Annotated in this window: 15 protein-coding genes and 2 tRNA genes; 3 read left to right on the forward strand and 14 right to left on the reverse strand. The window is 48.8% G+C overall.

Annotated features, from left to right (window positions below; genetic code table 11):
* Nucleotides 1–74: 74 nt before the first annotated feature.
* Together AELLOGFF_RS02505 and AELLOGFF_RS18050 are read left to right on the forward strand one after the other, a co-directional pair.
* Nucleotides 75–968 (forward strand): AraC family transcriptional regulator, encoded by an 894-nt coding sequence (locus tag AELLOGFF_RS02505; RefSeq protein WP_159267188.1) that lies wholly within the window; start codon nucleotides 75–77, stop codon nucleotides 966–968.
* A gap of 10 nt (nucleotides 969–978) precedes the next feature.
* Nucleotides 979–1,197 carry a hypothetical protein gene (locus AELLOGFF_RS18050; RefSeq protein ID WP_159287758.1) on the forward strand — a complete coding sequence of 73 codons (219 nt, stop codon included), beginning with the start codon at nucleotides 979–981 and terminating at the stop codon, nucleotides 1,195–1,197.
* A gap of 85 nt (nucleotides 1,198–1,282) precedes the next feature.
* On the opposite strand, the gene AELLOGFF_RS02510 is transcribed toward AELLOGFF_RS18050, so the two are convergent.
* The 14 genes from AELLOGFF_RS02510 to AELLOGFF_RS02575 form a co-directional block, all read right to left on the reverse strand.
* The gene (locus AELLOGFF_RS02510) at nucleotides 1,283–2,560 is read right to left on the reverse strand and encodes an aminotransferase class I/II-fold pyridoxal phosphate-dependent enzyme (RefSeq protein ID WP_159267189.1); all 1,278 of its coding nucleotides are present in this window, start codon (nucleotides 2,558–2,560) and stop codon (nucleotides 1,283–1,285) included.
* Nucleotides 2,561–2,710: 150 nt separating this feature from the next.
* Complete coding sequence (locus AELLOGFF_RS02515) at nucleotides 2,711–4,192, reverse strand: DUF1631 family protein (RefSeq protein ID WP_159267190.1); 1,482 nt, start codon at nucleotides 4,190–4,192, stop codon at nucleotides 2,711–2,713.
* A gap of 139 nt (nucleotides 4,193–4,331) precedes the next feature.
* Nucleotides 4,332–5,303 carry a tRNA 5-methoxyuridine(34)/uridine 5-oxyacetic acid(34) synthase CmoB gene (gene cmoB, locus AELLOGFF_RS02520; protein ID WP_159267191.1) on the reverse strand — a complete coding sequence of 324 codons (972 nt, stop codon included), beginning with the start codon at nucleotides 5,301–5,303 and terminating at the stop codon, nucleotides 4,332–4,334.
* Nucleotides 5,300–6,022: a carboxy-S-adenosyl-L-methionine synthase CmoA gene (gene cmoA, locus AELLOGFF_RS02525; RefSeq protein ID WP_159267192.1), complete on the reverse strand. Its 723-nt coding sequence runs from the start codon at nucleotides 6,020–6,022 to the stop codon at nucleotides 5,300–5,302. Before cmoA ends, cmoB begins: the two co-directional genes overlap by 4 nt.
* Before the next feature lie 117 nt (nucleotides 6,023–6,139).
* Complete coding sequence (locus tag AELLOGFF_RS02530; RefSeq protein WP_159267193.1) at nucleotides 6,140–7,843, reverse strand: hypothetical protein; 1,704 nt, start codon at nucleotides 7,841–7,843, stop codon at nucleotides 6,140–6,142.
* A 358-nt stretch (nucleotides 7,844–8,201) separates the two neighbouring features.
* Nucleotides 8,202–8,278: transfer RNA gene (locus tag AELLOGFF_RS02535), tRNA-Met, on the reverse strand.
* 74 nt (nucleotides 8,279–8,352) lie between these two features.
* The gene (gene ychF / locus AELLOGFF_RS02540) at nucleotides 8,353–9,444 is read right to left on the reverse strand and encodes a redox-regulated ATPase YchF (RefSeq protein ID WP_159267194.1); all 1,092 of its coding nucleotides are present in this window, start codon (nucleotides 9,442–9,444) and stop codon (nucleotides 8,353–8,355) included.
* A 6-nt stretch (nucleotides 9,445–9,450) separates the two neighbouring features.
* Entirely contained in the window at nucleotides 9,451–10,038 is a 588-nt protein-coding gene (pth, locus tag AELLOGFF_RS02545; protein WP_159267195.1) for an aminoacyl-tRNA hydrolase, read from the reverse strand.
* Nucleotides 10,039–10,077: 39 nt separating this feature from the next.
* Entirely contained in the window at nucleotides 10,078–10,713 is a 636-nt protein-coding gene (locus AELLOGFF_RS02550; protein ID WP_200842588.1) for a 50S ribosomal protein L25/general stress protein Ctc, read from the reverse strand.
* Nucleotides 10,714–10,801: 88 nt separating this feature from the next.
* Complete coding sequence (locus tag AELLOGFF_RS02555; protein WP_200842589.1) at nucleotides 10,802–11,746, reverse strand: ribose-phosphate pyrophosphokinase; 945 nt, start codon at nucleotides 11,744–11,746, stop codon at nucleotides 10,802–10,804.
* Between the two features lie 138 nt (nucleotides 11,747–11,884).
* Nucleotides 11,885–11,959: transfer RNA gene (locus AELLOGFF_RS02560), tRNA-Gln, on the reverse strand.
* Nucleotides 11,960–11,968: 9 nt separating this feature from the next.
* The gene (gene ispE, locus AELLOGFF_RS02565) at nucleotides 11,969–12,826 is read right to left on the reverse strand and encodes a 4-(cytidine 5'-diphospho)-2-C-methyl-D-erythritol kinase (RefSeq protein ID WP_159267196.1); all 858 of its coding nucleotides are present in this window, start codon (nucleotides 12,824–12,826) and stop codon (nucleotides 11,969–11,971) included.
* Nucleotides 12,826–13,401 (reverse strand): lipoprotein insertase outer membrane protein LolB, encoded by a 576-nt coding sequence (lolB, locus tag AELLOGFF_RS02570; RefSeq protein ID WP_159267197.1) that lies wholly within the window; start codon nucleotides 13,399–13,401, stop codon nucleotides 12,826–12,828. The genes ispE and lolB overlap by 1 nt, the downstream gene beginning before the upstream one ends.
* A 7-nt stretch (nucleotides 13,402–13,408) precedes the next feature.
* Nucleotides 13,409–15,136: a tetratricopeptide repeat protein gene (locus AELLOGFF_RS02575; RefSeq protein WP_159267198.1), complete on the reverse strand. Its 1,728-nt coding sequence runs from the start codon at nucleotides 15,134–15,136 to the stop codon at nucleotides 13,409–13,411.
* A gap of 226 nt (nucleotides 15,137–15,362) precedes the next feature.
* Here AELLOGFF_RS02575 and hemA point away from each other — a divergent pair, with 226 nt between their 5' ends.
* Nucleotides 15,363–16,634, forward strand: coding sequence for a glutamyl-tRNA reductase (gene hemA / locus AELLOGFF_RS02580; protein ID WP_159267199.1), 1,272 nt, complete (start codon nucleotides 15,363–15,365; stop codon nucleotides 16,632–16,634).
* Nucleotides 16,635–16,647 lie beyond the last annotated feature (13 nt).

The following is a 16,647-nucleotide window of genomic DNA, read 5'->3' on the forward strand; positions in this document are numbered from 1 at the left end:
GCTGATTAATCGCTATTTAATGCCTATTTGTATCGTTTGTAGAGGTAGGTGGTTTTTAATGTTATTTTGTCCCCATGAGTAAACAGCGTATAAAACAGCTTATAGACGAGCGGCTTAGCAACGACGGCACGGTGGAGACTGGGGTCAAGGGGGTGCAATTATTTCGCGTTAGTGAGCCGACTCGTTGTGCACCCGCGGTGTACGAGCCCACAGTAGTAGCCATTGTTAACGGAGCCAAGGAAGCAATATTGGATGGTAAAAAATATGTGTATGACGGCAGTCAATACATGTGTTGCGCTATGTCGATGCCGGTTGAGGCGGGAACGCCCACGGCCTCTCCTGACAATCCTCTACTCGGGGTTTATATCTCGTTAGACACAAGAGTAATGACTGAGTTAGCCATTGAAATGGAAAGTGCCGCTGGCGCCATTCGAAAGCCCAGAGGTGGTGCGCTTCCAGAGGGGTTAACTTTTGCTAATTGGGATGATACTTTTTCTGATGCCTTGTTGCGGCTATTGTTGGTGACCGGTAACCCTGTTGATGCTGCAGTACTTGGAAACAGTCGGCTTAGAGAAGTGTATTACGCTATTTTGAAAGGCGATGCTGGGGATTCTGCAAGGCGTGCATTCGGAGTGGGTAATGAAATTGCACGGGCAATTGAGTATGTATCTTCTCGCTTAGATGAGTCGGTGACTATCGATGCACTGGCTGCCCAAGTGGGAATGAGCAGAGCTGTTTTTCATCGGAAATTTAAGCAGGCAACCACCTTGTCGCCCATCCAGTTTGTGAAGGCTATGCGTTTAAACACCGCTGCAATGAAAATTGCTCAGGGAATGAATGTAAATGAAGCCGCAATGAGGGTGGGCTACGTGAGCTCATCTCAGTTTAGTCGAGAATTCAAACGCACTTATGGACAGTCCCCTAGGCAGTGGAGTTACAGCAAACAAGAATTTATGGGTGCGCAGTGACCACTGTTGAGTGCTTGCCGATAAACAACTCGCAAGCTGGAAGTATAAACCACTCCTGGCGTTCAATTTTGTTGCAGCAAGTAACAAGGGTGCAGTTCGTCTGTGGAATAAGTTAGGTTTTGAAACGGTTGGCCGGCTGCCCAATGCCTTTTATCACCCTACAAAAAACTACGTAGATGCTTTGGTGATGTATGAGTGGCTACAAGCTTGGTGCTGTGATTTTAATTGATGAGATTAATCAGAAATAATCAGCCCCAGAGGAAATACTGGGGCTGATTAGGGTTTTGATAAAGACTAAACGCTAGAGTTTACGGCTACCCAATGCGCTGCCTTACAGAGGCCAGTTTTACGCAGGTGACAAATACCGCCATGGCGCGGTCAATTTCATCAAGGCTGGGAACACTGGGCGCAATCCGAATATTGCTATTGGCAGGGTCTTTACCGTAAGGGAAGGTGGCTCCAGCAGGCGTCAGTTTTACGCCAGCTTCGGCGGCCAGTTTAACAACGTCTTTAGCCAGGCCCGGCAAGGTGTCGAAAGACACAAAGTAACCGCCTTGTGGCTCGGTCCAGCTGGCCATGCCGGTATCGCCTAATCCTTCGCGAAGGTGTTTAAGCACAATATCAAATCGTGGTTTGAGTACCGCGGCATGTTGACGCATATGTTCTGCGATGCCGTCGGCGTCTTTCAGTAAGCGCACATGGCGTAGTTGATTGATTTTGTCTGGGCCTATTTGAGACATGCCTAGGTGATGAGTAAAGGCTTTTAGATTGGCTTTTGACATGCCTGCGAATGATACTCCAGCACCTGCGTAAGTGATTTTTGACGTAGAGCCAAATAAATAAACGCTGTCTTCTGTGCCATGTTTACGGCAGCTATCCATCAAGCTGGCAAGTTTTGGCGCGTCTTCATTTAAGCTGTGAACTGCGTAGGCGTTGTCCCAAAATACTCGGAAGTTACTGCTGGCAATCTTGCCAAGCTGAGCGATTCGGTCAACAACCTCATCTGAATACACTGTGCCAGTAGGGTTGCTGAAGCGGGGTACACACCAAATGCCCTTGATTGAGCTGTCGTTTTTGATTAGCTGTTCTACCGCATCCATGTCTGGGCCGTTGTCATTTAGGTCAACGGTGACCAGTTCAATACCTAAATGTTCGCAGACGCTAAAATGGCGATCGTAGCCAGGAACCGGAGCAAGAAATTTAACGGTGCCGCCTTCGCTGCTCCAGCTATCGGCGAGTTCACCAAAGCCTTGGTGCAAACTAAATTGCGCAGCCATATACATTAGCGTAAGGCTGCTATTGCCGCCGATAAGTGTTTCGTCAGGGTTCACGTCAAGCACTTCGGCAAATAAGCGTTTGCATTCTGGGATGCCGTCTAAGCCACCGTAATTGCGTAGATCGGTGTTGCTTTCGTTGCTTAGGTCATCGCCTAAAATTTGATTAATACTGTCTGACAGCGACAGTTGTTCTGCGCTGGGTTTACCGCGTGTTAGGTCAAGATTTAAACCGGACGCTTTATACGCTTGATATTCTTGGCTCAGAGAGGTTTCCCAGTCGCGCAGTTGTTCTGTAGTTGCTTTTTCAAGTTGCAAAGTCATCACCTTTAATGCGTGATCGCTATATTAAGCGATTGAACATTTAGAAATTGGGACGCGTTTGATCGTGACGTCCAAACATGCGGGCGGAAAATTATAGCGGTTTTTTATTGGTATCAACAGCCGCAAGGGGGGATTTCCCTAGTGTTAATGGCCGATGTCGGGTCTGGTGATGCTCGCGCTGCGGCCAGATGCAATTAAGCGTAATTGATGCAATTCTTCAATTAAGGACTGAGTTGCATGGTAGCCATAATTTATGCGCTGTAAGCCGTCACTTAGTTCAGTTTCAATATCTTTGCTCATGGCTTTAGCGCGGCGGAGCTCTGACCAGTCTGAATGGGGCTGGATATACCAGAGAACATCGTCAATGAGTTGGAGGCTTCTGCGCAGCGGCGCGCTATTGCTGCCGTGACGTAGCCAATGATAGAGAATAACCGTTGTCATAGGACCATAGAGCATGTTGTCGATACTCACTGGTAGGTCAATGTGCTTGGTCTTTTTGTCCAGCATGTCGTGAACTTTTCTACGCAGGCGAGTCAGGCGTTTTTGGCCGACTTCGGCATTCAGGCTGCGTTTGTCGTTGAGTTTAATGCTTTGTAGTAGGTGTTGGCAGCATGCGTCTATTTGTTCGCGGGCATGGGTAAATTGAATGGCTTCTATACTGCTGTCGTTAAATTTACGGCTGATAGTTTTAAGTTCCGCTTCAAACTGTTGGCGTTGAGCGGGTTGCGCATCATCCCACTGGTGCAGAGTGTTTATGATTTGACTACAGGCCTGTCTGGCGGGATGGAGAGGGTGCGTAAACGCGCTACGGTCTTTTAGTGCGAGTGTGCTGACGCAGGTTTGTAAGGTGTTCAGTGATGCGAGTATGCCAGAAGATAATCTGCGTCGTGTGGGTAGGGGCTGGAATACACTGGCGGCGATGCTGAGTAAATCACTGTCGCTGGGTTCTAGCAGTGCTGGATTGAGCTTGGTGTTATGGTGAGCGTTAAGCTTAAGCAGGCGTTGTAGACGGGTTTCGCTCAGGGCGCGCTCTTGGGTAGATAGGTTTTTTTTAGCCAACTGTTGTTTGGTGTGGTCTATCCATGCCTCAACATTATGAGCTTGGTTTTGGCTGGGTAAGGCATCGAGTAGATCTTGGTAAAGTTTACTTAATTCTTGAATTAATAAGCCTTGGAACATGGTGAGTGCGTGATGGCGATGGGTATTTGCTAGTTTTAATGGCGTTAGAATGTGTTGAAATCCGGCGAGAACGCTTATGGGGGCGATAGCACGGCAAAAATAGCGCATCAGTAGCTTTTCGTTTTCATACTCCGTGGCGGCTAGTTTTTCTAGCTGTTGTGAGAGTCTATCTAGAGTGGGGTGGCTGCCAGGCTCATAGGCGCGTTTGGTGTCGAAGGCACTGTTGATATGGTTGGCAAATAAGCGGAAGGCTTCATCTTTGCCTTGCTTGACGGCATTTTTTTGTGCAGATAAGGCTTTTTGTACAGAGGATTCGGTGGCGGTTAGTGAGCGGCGGTGAAAATTGTCTTCTAGTCGCTCAAAAAAACGATACAGGTGCTCGCCAAGCCACAGTCTTGACTGTGTTTTGAGGCGTTCCGTTAGAAGTCCTGTTCCGGTTTGTAGCATGACCCGATCCATTGCGCATTATTTGGATATTATCTGTGCGCTTTCATACCTACTATAGTGTTTCGCCAACATAGCATAAAAACACATTTTGTGCGTTTTTCATTATGTTGAGGGGGCAAATTTCATGCCTATCTGTTAGTTATGGTTTTTCGGCAACGAAGGTTGCACGGCGCGGTGCAGGGTAACCCTCAATGGTGAGATTGGGATTGTCTGGGTCTAAAAATTGAGCTAATGAATGAAATGTCATCCACTCAGTGCTGCGTTGTTCGTCGGTAGATGTTTGGCTAACATCGATAAGTCTTGGGGATTTGAAGCCGGCTTTTTTTAACCAAGCCTCTAGTGTTGCCGTGCTTGGAATAAACCAGACATTGCCCATTTTGCTATAGCGGCCCTCGGGTACTAAAACTTCGCCGGGTCCACCCTCTATCACTAAGGTTTCTAATACCAGTTGCCCGCCTTTGCGAAGGCTGTCGCGCAATGCAATCAGGTGGTCGAAGGGGGAGCGTCGATGGTAGAGAATGCCCATTGAAAAGGTTGTATCGAAGGCCTCTAATTTTTCCGGAAGATGTTCAATACCCATGGGTAATACCGCGACCTTGTCGTCTTGTAGGTATTTTTGGAGTGCAAAGTATTGCATCACAAAAAGTGGCGTTGGGTCGATGCCGATCACTAAATCTGCACCGGCACCGCGCATGCGCCAGCAATGATAGCCACTACCGCAGCCAACATCTAAAACGGTGCGGCCTTCAAGGGGGCTTATTGCCTCTTTCAGACGATCCCATTTCCAGTCAGAGCGCCACTCGGTATCAATGTGTACGCCAAATAATTCGTAAGGCCCTTTACGCCAAGGGTGCAGGCCTTTCAATGCTTGGTGCAATTGTTGGCGCTGGCTGTCGCTTATATCGGCACTCACGCCCACTCGTGATGAATCCAATGTTATATCACTGGGGGTGAGCTCTGGCAGTTTACTTAGGGCGTCTTTCCAGCGAGGTAAGTCTCCATAGCGTGACTCATCTAAGCCCTTGGCGATTTGTTGGGGAAGTTCTAAGCGCCAGTCTGCTAATGCGGGGTGGGCGCTGAGGTGGTTTAAAAAGGCGTGGTAGTCGATCATTTTATCGCAACAAGTGAGGCAAAATTAAAACACTGAAACCAAACGTCAATACTCTTAAACCCAGCGGCTGCTAAGCGCTGCTGATGTTGTTTCAACGTTTCTGGTATTAACACATCCTCTATGGCGCTGCGTTTTTGGGCGACTTCTAATTCGCTATAGCCATTGGCGCGTTTAAAGGCGTGGTGTAAGTCGGTGTTGAGGTCTTGAAGATGCGGGTCAGAAAATTTAATTTTTTCAGACAAAATTAAGATTCCGCCGGGCCGCATTGCCTCACTTATTTTAAGTATCAGCGCGGCGCGTTGCTCGGCGGGAACAAATTGCAGAGTAAAGTTCAGTACAACCACTGATGCGTCAGTAATCTGAGTGTCTTGAATATTTTCACAGCGCAATGAAATGGATTGCGGAAGATTAGCAATATATTCATTGCAGCGTTCAATCATGGCTGGCGAGTTATCGACCCCGATAAGCTGGCAGTCACGGTCACCAATTTCTCTTGCCATCGCTAGGGTACTGGCACCCAGTGACGAGCCTAGGTCGTAGCAGTTACTTCCGCTTTGTGCATACTTCCCCGCCATTACACCCGTCATGGCAATAATTGTTGCATAGCCAGGTACTGATCGTTGAATCATGTCGGGAAATACTTCGACTACGTGCTCGTCGAAAGCAAAGCGTGCCAGGCTTGCGTGGGGGGTAGCGTACAGGGTGTCGGGTTTGGTCATTGTGGTTCGAGACAAGTAAATTGAGCGCTATTTTAGCACAGATGAGCAAAGGTATTAGTTTGTAGCGTTGCTTGCAGCTGAGGGTCAGGTGCCAGCAAAGGCTGACACCTGGTTTTGTTAAGGTTGGATGACGTCTGCTGATATTGAATAAGAAAAACCAGCGGAGTCATCAACGCCTGGCGTTGTAACAGTGATATCAATTCGGCCATTGCCAGCCGTATCTTCAGGCGCTATTCCAAAGGCAAATATTGCCGGTCCGTAGTCATTGGTTGATGGCATTGAATAGCTGGAAGGGCCAACAATTGTTCCTTGGCTCGCCTCTGCTCTTACGGTTGTTCCAACTGGGGGGACTTGGCCTCGAGCATCCTGGATATAGACGAACAGTGTTTGTGCTCCGGTAAGGTTGATGCTGTAAGTGGATAGGCTGATATTGAGGTCTGAGGAACCAGATAAAACGATGGTGATGCTTTCAGATACATAGGCAGTACTTGCTTCAGTATTACATTTGGAGTTAGTCGCCTCGTCACAAAGTAAGCCATCAAATTTCCCGTTGACGTCATTCCATGTGCCGTCAGTATTGAAGTCGGCAAACTCTTCTGCGCCAAAGTCGTAACTGCCATTTTCATTGCGATCTAAAAATGGTTCGCTGATATCGCTGAAGGTTTCGTCCTCTTCGAAGAGACCATTGGTTGGGTTTGCATCTAGAAAGCTTTCTTCGCCAATGGCGTGGGCAAGAATCGTAATTCTTCCATTCGAGGGTCTAGGTTCTTGAGACTCAAGTGTCACCGAGCATTTGCCAGCAGTAGTGGTGCAATTTGGCGTAATAACAGCGCCTTCGGTCCAAAATGTAATTGCAGTACCATCGGGGACGGGGTGATTGAATCGGTCGGCAGCGCGAATATTGATGGAGGTGGTTACTCCCTCATATTTCCAGCCATCAATATTGAGTTTTGTTGCGCTAATTGAAAAGCTGTCTTGGTCAGGAAAACCAGTAGAGATGGCTAGCTGGCTAGATTCTGTGCTGATGATTTTCCCGTCGCGGATTGCCTCGGCAGTAACTCGTACCGATGTTGCTACAGAGCCGGCACTGACCGTTGTGGAAACTAAGCCATCTGTGTTGGTTTTTGCGGTGTCGTTACTAATTGAAATACCACCTAGGGTGGTATCTAGATAGAAATTGACGTCGAGATTAGGAACGGGACCGCCTGACTCATTATTCACAAGGAAGGTGATTACCGATTGCTCGCCTTGAGGGCCGCCAGAACCTTTAATGTTAATGATTTGTGGGTCTGCAGACACGAAGGTGATAGAGCCTAAAGGCGATGGCACAGCGGTGATTGTCACACTGGCTGAATAAGTTGTGCCGTTAAGGCTGGTTTCAGCCGTAATGGTGTCATCTCCATCACAGCCTCTGGCGGTGTAGGTTGCTGTAGCGGTGCCAGTGGAGTTAGTGGCAACGGCTGGGTCGATTTCAGAGATGCCTGCTGCAATACAGGGAGAGGTAAATAAAATATCGGTAGAGTCAGTTACGGGGCTATTATTTTGGTCGATAAACGAAACGCTTAAGGTGGCACTTTGGCCAGCGTCTAGATTTGTATTGTTCGTGGCAATTTGCCCGGCAGTAAACGTTGTTCCGCTATAAGAGCCAAATCTAACAACTTGTTCGTCGACTGAGCCATCGCTTGTGTCTTCGTCGTCAAGATCGGATCCGGTGCCGTCAGTGGGGGTTAATGATGGGCCTTCGTCACCACCGCCACCGCCGCAGCCAATAAAAAACGATATAGCAAATAGGAGTAGGCAGGCGCGAAACAAGGCTGTCATAACGGGTGTCCTCAATCTCTTAGGCAGTTCTGTTTGGCTCAGGGCCGGCAGATTATATATTTGCTTAGGTTAGCGCAGTAAGTCACTAAGTATGAAGACATATTAGCTTAAATTGCTAGTTAGTGCGGAAAAGTTGTGATGGATGTATTAAAAAAGTGGGTTTTGGGTTTGTATCAGGTGTGTTGGGGGTGGTGTTGGCCTTAAAAACAATGGGTGGTTTGATGGATGCTATCCCCCGTTAATGTTGTAGAGCCGGTGCATTTTATCGAACCGCGCGGCGGTTCTCATCCACCCGTTGAGTGCGGGGTATTTTTCTTGAGGCGTAAAAAAACCACCCTAAGGTGGTTTTTTAGAATAATGGTAGCAAGGGGCGGATTCGAACCGCCGACCCCATCATTATGAGTGATGTGCTCTAACCAACTGAGCTACCTTGCCACAGTCTCTCTGACGAGAGAAGGCGCGCATTTTCCAAGGATACGAGCACCTTGTCAAGCTCCGATCAATTTGTGTTACACATTGAAGCGGAAATGAACAACATCGCCATCTTTTACAATGTAGTCTTTTCCTTCTAGTCGCCACTTGCCGGCGTCTTTTGCTCCTTGCTCTCCTTTATATTGAATGAAGTCGTCGTAGGCGATGACTTCAGCGCGGATAAAGCCTTTTTCAAAGTCTGTGTGTATCACCCCGGCTGATTGTGGAGCCGTGGCGCCGACAGGGATGGTCCATGCGCGCACTTCTTTTACGCCAGCAGTGAAGTAGGTCTGTAAACCTAGTAGTTGGTAGCCGGCGCGAATAACACGGTCTAAGCCGGCTTCTTCCATGCCTAGATCGGTAAGGAATTCGAGTTTTTCGTCATCGTCAAGCTCAGCTATCTCTGACTCGAGTTTGTTGCAAATTGGCACCACAATCGCACCATCTTCGGCGGCGATGGCTCGCACAACGTCGAGGTGAGGGTTGTCCTCAAAGCCATCTTCATTCACGTTGGCAATGTACATTGTTGGCTTGATGGTGAGCAGGTGGAGTGTGCGAGTGCGCGCCATTTCGTCGTCGTCGAGTTCTAGTGAGCGGACCGGCTTGCCTTGGTCGAGATGGGCGATCAGTTTTTCAAAGAGGTTTTTAAATGCGACGGCATCTTTGTCGCCACTTTTTGCTGTTCGAGCTACTTTTTGGAGCTGTTTTTCGATGCTGTCTAAGTCGGCAAGCGCAAGTTCGGTGTTGATAACATCGATGTCAGCAGCAGGGTCGATTTTGTTGGCAACGTGAATGATATTGTCGTTATCAAAGCAGCGAACAACGTGGGCTATGGCGTGGGTTTCTCTAATATTGGCGAGAAATTTGTTACCCCGTCCTTCACCTTTGGATGCGCCGGCAACGAGGCCGGCGATGTCGACGAATTCCATGGTGGCAGGTAATTCACGCTCTGGTTTGACGATTTCTGACAGCGACTTCAGGCGGGGGTCGGGGACCATAACGATGCCTGAGTTTGGCTCAATGGTGCAAAAAGGGAAATTGGCGGCGTCGATGCCGGCCTTGGTTAAAGCGTTAAAGAGGGTGGACTTGCCGACATTGGGCAGTCCGACGATGCCGCAGTTAAAACCCATGTGATATTACCCTTGTTTGTAGCTATGCAGTTGATTCATGGCTTTGGCCCAGTCGCCGCGCACGGCATCTTCTAGCGTGCGCAAGGCTTCGTCTATACAGTGATCGATACTTATTCGTTCATCTGCGGGTGGTTTGCCAAGTACGTAATTGGTGACTTGCGAGGCGTGACCGGGGTGGCCTATACCGATGCGTAGTCGATGAAATTTGCTGTTGTTACCAAGTTGGGCAACGGTGTCTCGCAAGCCATTGTGACCGCCGTGGCCGCCGCCGTTTTTGTAGCGTGCAGTACCGGGTGGAATGTCTAATTCGTCGTGGGCGACGAGAATGGCTTCTGGTGGAATTTTGTAAAAATTAGCAAGTGCGGCTATTGCTTGACCACTACGATTCATGAATGTCGTCGGGATCAGTAAGCGCAAGTCATGGCCGTGATAATGAATTCTGGCGGTGTCGCCAAAGAAGCGGGCTTCATTAGTGAGCGTGCAGCCTTGTTGCCGGGCTAGCTCTGAAATAAACCAGGCGCCCGCATTGTGACGTGTATCGTGATATTGCGGGCCGGGATTTGCCAGCCCTACTATCAGTTTTATCGTTTCCAATGGCGCGCCTGTTGCTGTTAATCCCAAAGGACTAGCAGCTTACTCTTCTGTTGCAGTTTCTTCAGCTGCATCATCATCTTCGTCACTGCCGCCACGCGCTGCGTGAACAGTGGCGATAGCTTGGTCGTGATCTTCACCCAGTGCCAATGCCGTGCTTTCAACACCCGCTGGCAAGCTTAGATCAGAAATGTGCAAAGTGATGCCTGTTTCAATTAGCGCCATGTCTACTTCGATGAATTCAGGCAAGTCTTTTGGCAAGCACTGAACTTCAACATCGGTTGCTGCGTGGGTGATGTTACCGCCCTGAGTTTTAACACCAGCACAGCTTTCTTCGTTCAAGAAGTGCAGTGGTACGTGCAGGGTGATTTTGGTGTTGGCATCAACACGCAAAAAGTCAGCGTGTAGGATTTTCAACTTAGCAGGGTGACGTTGAAGGTCTTTTAGGATAACAGATTCCTTTTTGCCTTCGATATCCAAGGTAACAACAGAAGTGAAGAACGCTTCATCTTCTAAGAACCACAAGAAGTCTTTATGCAGAATGCTAATCATCTGCGGTTGGCCTTCGCCACCATAAACAATAGCTGGTACTTCATTTTCCAGACGACGTAGGCGGCGGCTCGCACCTTTCCCTACATCTGCGCGCGCTTTGGCGCTGACTGTGTAATCGCTAGACATAATAGTCTCCTTAATAACGCGAAAACCGCCGACTTGCGACCAGTGCGGCGGTAAATATCGATGTCGCTTGCTGTTAAACCCTTACGGATTAACGAAACAGGGCGCTTATCGACTCTTCATTGCTGACCCGTCGAATTGACTCGGCCAGTAGATTTGCCAGGGTTAGCTGGCGAATTTTAGTACACTTGTTTGCTTCGTCTGATAGCGGAATGGTGTCGGTGACAACCAGTTCATCTAATTCAGAAGCATTAATATTCTTAATAGCGGCGCCGGATAATACAGGATGTGTACAGTAAGCGACAACTTTTTCTGCGCCATGCTGTTTTAGCGCTTCTGCTGCTTTGCACAAGGTGCCTGCGGTGTCGACCATGTCATCGACTAGTAAACAGGTTTTACCTTGAACCTCACCAATAATGTGCATCACTTGGGCAACGCCAGCTTGTGGGCGGCGCTTGTCAATGATGGCTAGGTCTGCATCTTCTAATTGCTTGGCCACAGCGCGGGCGCGGACAACGCCACCAATATCTGGCGATACCACCATTTGGTTGCTGTACTGTTGGCGGCTAATGTCGTCAAGAAGGATGGGTGAGCCGTAAACGTTGTCTACGGGAACATCGAAAAAACCTTGAATCTGCTCGGCGTGAAGGTCAACAGTGAGTACACGGTTAATACCGACGCCGCTCATCATGTCTGCGACAACTTTGGCCGAAATCGGAACTCGTTGTGAACGCACGCGGCGATCTTGGCGAGCGTAGCCGAAATAGGGAACCACCGCAGTGATGCGGCCAGCTGATGCTCTGCGCATGGCGTCGGCCATGACGATGAGTTCCATCAGGTTGTCGTTAGTAGGTGCGCATGTTGGCTGTAAAAGAAAGACATCTGCGCCGCGAACGTTTTCGTTTACTTCTACGTAAATCTCACCGTCACTGAATTTGCCAACGGTGGCGTCGCCGAGCGGTAGGTGTAAGTGCTCAACAACTTTACGTGCGAGATCGGGATTGGCGTTGCCGGTGAAGACCATCATTTTGGGCACGGTCAGAGTCCTGTTGGGCATGTGTTTTGAGAGAGTCGGTGATAACAACGGGCGGCTTATTTATAAGCGAGCAGTTTTTAGGTCGTTATTTTATGCGACTGATTTGAGCTAAATGCTGCGCTTGCAGCATGGTAAAAATGGCTGGGGTGGTAGGACTCGAACCTACGGATGCTGAGATCAAAACCCAGTGCCTTACCACTTGGCGACACCCCAATAAACTTTTTAAGATAACTCTGTCAGTAAGCCCAGTGCTTGATGCAGTGGCGAGGTATTTACGCCTCGGGCAACAAAACCAGAAAATTCTCGTGGCCGTTGCTCACAAACTGTCTGTGCAGTTACCTGATCTTTGAAGCTAGCAAACACGCATGCGCCTGTTCCAGTTAGCCTCGCGGGAGAGAATTGTTCCAGCCAAATCAAGGCCTTATCAATATCCGGATAAAGTTTTCGAACCAATGGTTCGCAACTATTTCCGGTGCCCCCCTCAAGAAAGGTCGCTATTTTGATCGGAGAGTCATGGCGTGTCAATTGTTCATGACAAAAAATTTCAGCGGTAGAGACGTGGCAGTCTGGTTTTAGCACTACATACCAGCAATTTTCGGTTTGAATTGGCGCTAATTTTTCACCAATTCCTTCAGCCCAAGATGTCTTGCCATGTACGAATACGGGGATGTCGGCGCCTAATTCAAGGCCTATTTTTGCGAGTGTGTCTAGGCTGAGCCCAAGTTGCCAAAGATGATTGAGTCCGACTAGGGTGCTTGCCGCATCTGAGCTGCCACCACCAATACCTCCACCCATTGGAAGTCGTTTTTCTAAATTGAGGCTAGCACCTAGGTTTGGGTTTTGCGTTAGGGTTTGAAGTTTTCGAGCTGCACGGATGACTAGGTTGTCTTCGTTGTTTACTCCCACAAGGTCGCTAGCGAGTGTTATTTTGCCGTCGTCGCGATATTCGATTGTGAGCGTGTCGCCGTAGTCCAAAAGCTGAAATACGGTTTGCAGCTCATGGTAACCATCGTCGCGCCGCCCGGTAATCCTTAGGAATAAATTGAGTTTGGCTGGGCAGGGTAGTGTCAGAGTTAGCATTATTGCGAGCAGAGTTTTGGTTGATCGTACCAGTCACTGATAATCACCGTTAGGCGACTGCTGCTAGATTCGGCCATAATTTTGTTAGGTAATTGGTGAAAGGGCGTTCGGTAGCGGTAGTTGATCTGCCAGCCTAATTGAGTCAAATATTCTAGTTGGCCATTGGTGTTGACGCGGCCGTCTAGCTTTTCGGTTGGTTGGGCGCGGCCACGCACCCAAAAACGTAAGGCGTCAACGGGGATTGGCCATGCAGCGCGGTCGGCTAACGCTTCAATGCTGTCTGCCTTTATGGTTTCGCCACCCTGTAACAGCGTGGCGCCGGATTGGTCTGCCGATAATTCGATAGCACCTGTGCCCAGTGGGCCGCTGAGCCGAATACGCGTTTTGTTGGCGTTGCATTGGGACCAATCAATGGTTGCGCTTTCTTGCTTGTCGTTAAACCAAAGGCCAATTTTGCCCTGTAGTTGCCAAGTTTCAGATTCGCTGTCTAATGCGGGCTTTAGTGGTGTTGCGCAGGCACTCACGAGTAATATCATGAATGCGACGATGCCTCTGAGCATAAGTGGCGTTGACATAGTGGTGTTACTCATCAAAAAGTTCTAGTTTGCGGAGTGTGTCCATAATTATGGGGCTGTTTGGTGTGTCTTTTAAGCCTTCTTGCCATATGGTTTTGGCGCGAGTTTTGTCGCCGCTCAACCATAATGCTTCACCTAAGTGGGCTGCAATTTCGTGATCCTGAGTTTGTTCGAATGCCAGCTCCAGCAAGGTAATGGCTTCATCGATATTACCCTTTAAAAGCATAATCCAGCCATAGCTATCAATAATGGCTGGGTCATTGGGTTCGAGTTCCAGGGCGCGCTTCACCAGTTGCTCCGCCTCATCGAGCCGTGAATGATTAAGATTGGCCAAGCTGTAACCGAGCGCGTTGAGAGCTGTAGCATTGTTTGGGTCGCGCGTAATCAAATACTGTAAATCATGTTCCACAGCGTCGATATTACCTAGTTTCTCGCTAAATAAAGAGCGAGCGTAGCGTAATTCTTCGTCGTTGGTGTTGTTGGTTAAGGCTTTAGATAGCAACTCGTAGCCTTGTTGGTAACGCATTTCTTTACGTAGTATTTCGGCCTCTAGCAAAAAGACAAAAGTGGCGTGCTCTGGATGATTTAGTCTGAGAGCTTGCAGGCGAGATAGTGCTTTTTCGGGGTTCTCTACTGCAAGGCTGATACCTGCAATTCGTTGGCTAGATTGGTGGAATTCGTCGCTGCCGGTGGCTTGTAAATAGTGGTTGATGGCTTGCGGCCAGTTTTGATCTTCCTCATCAAGGCGGCCGAGAATGTAGTTGGCGCGGCTGCGAAGCTCAGGCGTGTCACTGAGGGATTTAAGCTGCGAGGCCACTTCTTCGGTATTGCTGAGCTCGCGGTTGATAAGCATAAGCTCTAGGAGTAATTCCCGATCGTTTGGGTTTTGTCTAACTAGCTCTTCGTATTGTGCTTTGGCGTGAAATAAATCTACTTTTACTAGGGCGCGAGCTAGGTCGTGTCGAAGTCGTTTGTGGTGTGGGTTTTGATCCACGGCATAGCGGAGTTGTGTTAAAGCTTGGTCATGGCGCCCCATTTGATTCAGGGTGCGGGTTTCAATTAGCAGTGCGTGGGGGTTGTCGGGTTCTTCAGTGAGAACGTCATTGATTAAGGTTAATGCGGCCTCTTCTTGTTTTTGGTATTGCAGGATTAGAGCTTTGGCTATTTTTAATGAATTGTCGTCGGGGTGGCTTTTAAGTTGCACGTTGAGTTGATTGAGGAAGCTCTGTTGTTCAGAATCAGGACGGGATAACACGGTGGCGGCTAGTGCCGCAAAGTTACTGTCACCGCCAAGTTCTAACACTTTTATCATATAGGGAAGTGCTTTCAGCGGTTGCTGAGTCTTGGCCAACGCCGAAGCTAATATAAAGTAGCCTTCTGTGGCGTCGGGCTCAAGGTTTATCCAGCGCTGTGCATATGTTGCGGCGGTATCGCTGCGGTCTAGGTATTGAGCCAATTTTGTCGTTGTGACAATAACACCTAGATCGCCTGTTTTTTCTGCCTGATAGGTGTAGTTGTCTAGCGCGGTATCAAGATCGTTATTGCGCAACGCGATTTCTGCAACCAATAGATCAAAAAAAGCGTCTTCAGGAAATGCGCGAATGACCGGCTCAGGTTGCTTGCTGGCGTTGTTCTCCGCTACGGGGGTGGTGTCTTGTGCGGGTGTAATTACAGCGCAGCCACTGAAGGTTAGCATTGTTAGGCTTAGCAGCAACGAGGTGACGGTGTGGCGCATAGTAAAGTATCAGTACTGTGTTTAAAGGCCAATGTTAGCATGGCTCTTAGCTGGAGGTTAGGGCTTGCTGAATCCGACCTGCATAGTGGTATTTAATTCGTAGAAAAGGATGTAATAAGTCGATTGTTTTGTAAAAGGTAGTAATAAAATCCACATTTGGCCCCTGTCTTGCTAAAATTCCCTGCTATTTTAGCTTCACGATTGAAATGCAGGTACTTGGTCTTTAATGAATTTGCTCGTAATAGGCATTAATCACAATTCAGCGCCGGTTTCGGTTCGCGAACGGGTTGCGTTTGTGCCTGAGCATATGATGCAAGCCTTAAATGACGCTGTGGGTACTACCGGTGTGTCTGAGTTGGCTATTTTGTCGACCTGTAATCGCACCGAGTTATATGGCATCGCGGAAGAAAGTGGCGATGCTGCAGCGGCGAGTATGCTGGATTGGCTGGCTGCGTATCACAATATTGATCGCGCCGAGTTAGGGGCTTGCATATATGATCATCGGCGCGATGCAGCTTTAAAGCACATGATGGAGGTTGCCGTTGGGCTTGATTCCATGGTGCTGGGTGAGCCGCAAATTTTAGGACAGATGAAGTCTGCTTATGCTGTGGCGGTCGATGCGGGCACGGCTAATGGAATCCTTCATCGCACTTTTGCACACATCTTTTCTGTTGCCAAGCGGGTGCGAACCGAGACTGCAGTGGGTGAGAATCCCGTGTCAGTTGCTTATGCGGCGGTAAATTTAACTCAGCATGTATTCTCTTCTTTAAGTAGTTGCACGGCCTTGCTTATCGGCGCGGGTGAAACCATCGAGCTGGTTGCTCGTCACCTGCATGACAAGGGCGTGAAGCGTATTATTATTGCCAACCGCACGCTTGAGCGTGCCCGTGAGGTGGCGCAAAAGTTTGGTGCTGAGGCGGTAATGCTTGCAGATATTCCACACAGCCTTGTCGGGGCAGATATTGTTGTTGCGTCGACGGCGAGTCAGCTTCCAATCTTGGGTAAGGGCGCGGTAGAGGGTGCACTAAAAAAGCGCAAACATAGACCGATGGTGATGATCGATATTGCTGTGCCGCGCGATATTGAGGCGCAAGTTGCTGAGTTGCCAGACGTATATCTTTATACCGTGGATGATTTGCGCGAAATTGTTGAAGAAAATAAACGCGCTAGACAAGGTGAGGCTCGTAAGGCGAGTGACATTATTGCGCTGGCTCTAGATGAATGGGAATTGCAGCTGCGCGCCTTAGATGCGGTCGGTACAGTAAAGGATTACCGTGCTAAAGCTGAGCAATTACGTGATACAGAGCTTGACCGAGCGCTGCGGAATTTAGCCCGAGGCGACGATGCTGAGCGGGTATTAGAGCAACTGGCAAGAGGGTTAACGAATAAGTTAATTCACAGCCCAACTACGCAAATAAAAGAAGCTGGCGCAAAAGGGCGTACCGATCTTGTACATTGGGCGCGAGAATTATTCCAGCTTAAAGACAGCGACTCCTGAGCGCTGCCACAAC

The sequence above is a fragment of the Zhongshania aliphaticivorans genome, assembly GCF_902705875.1.
GTDB lineage: Bacteria > Pseudomonadota > Gammaproteobacteria > Pseudomonadales > Spongiibacteraceae > Spongiibacter > Spongiibacter aliphaticivorans_A.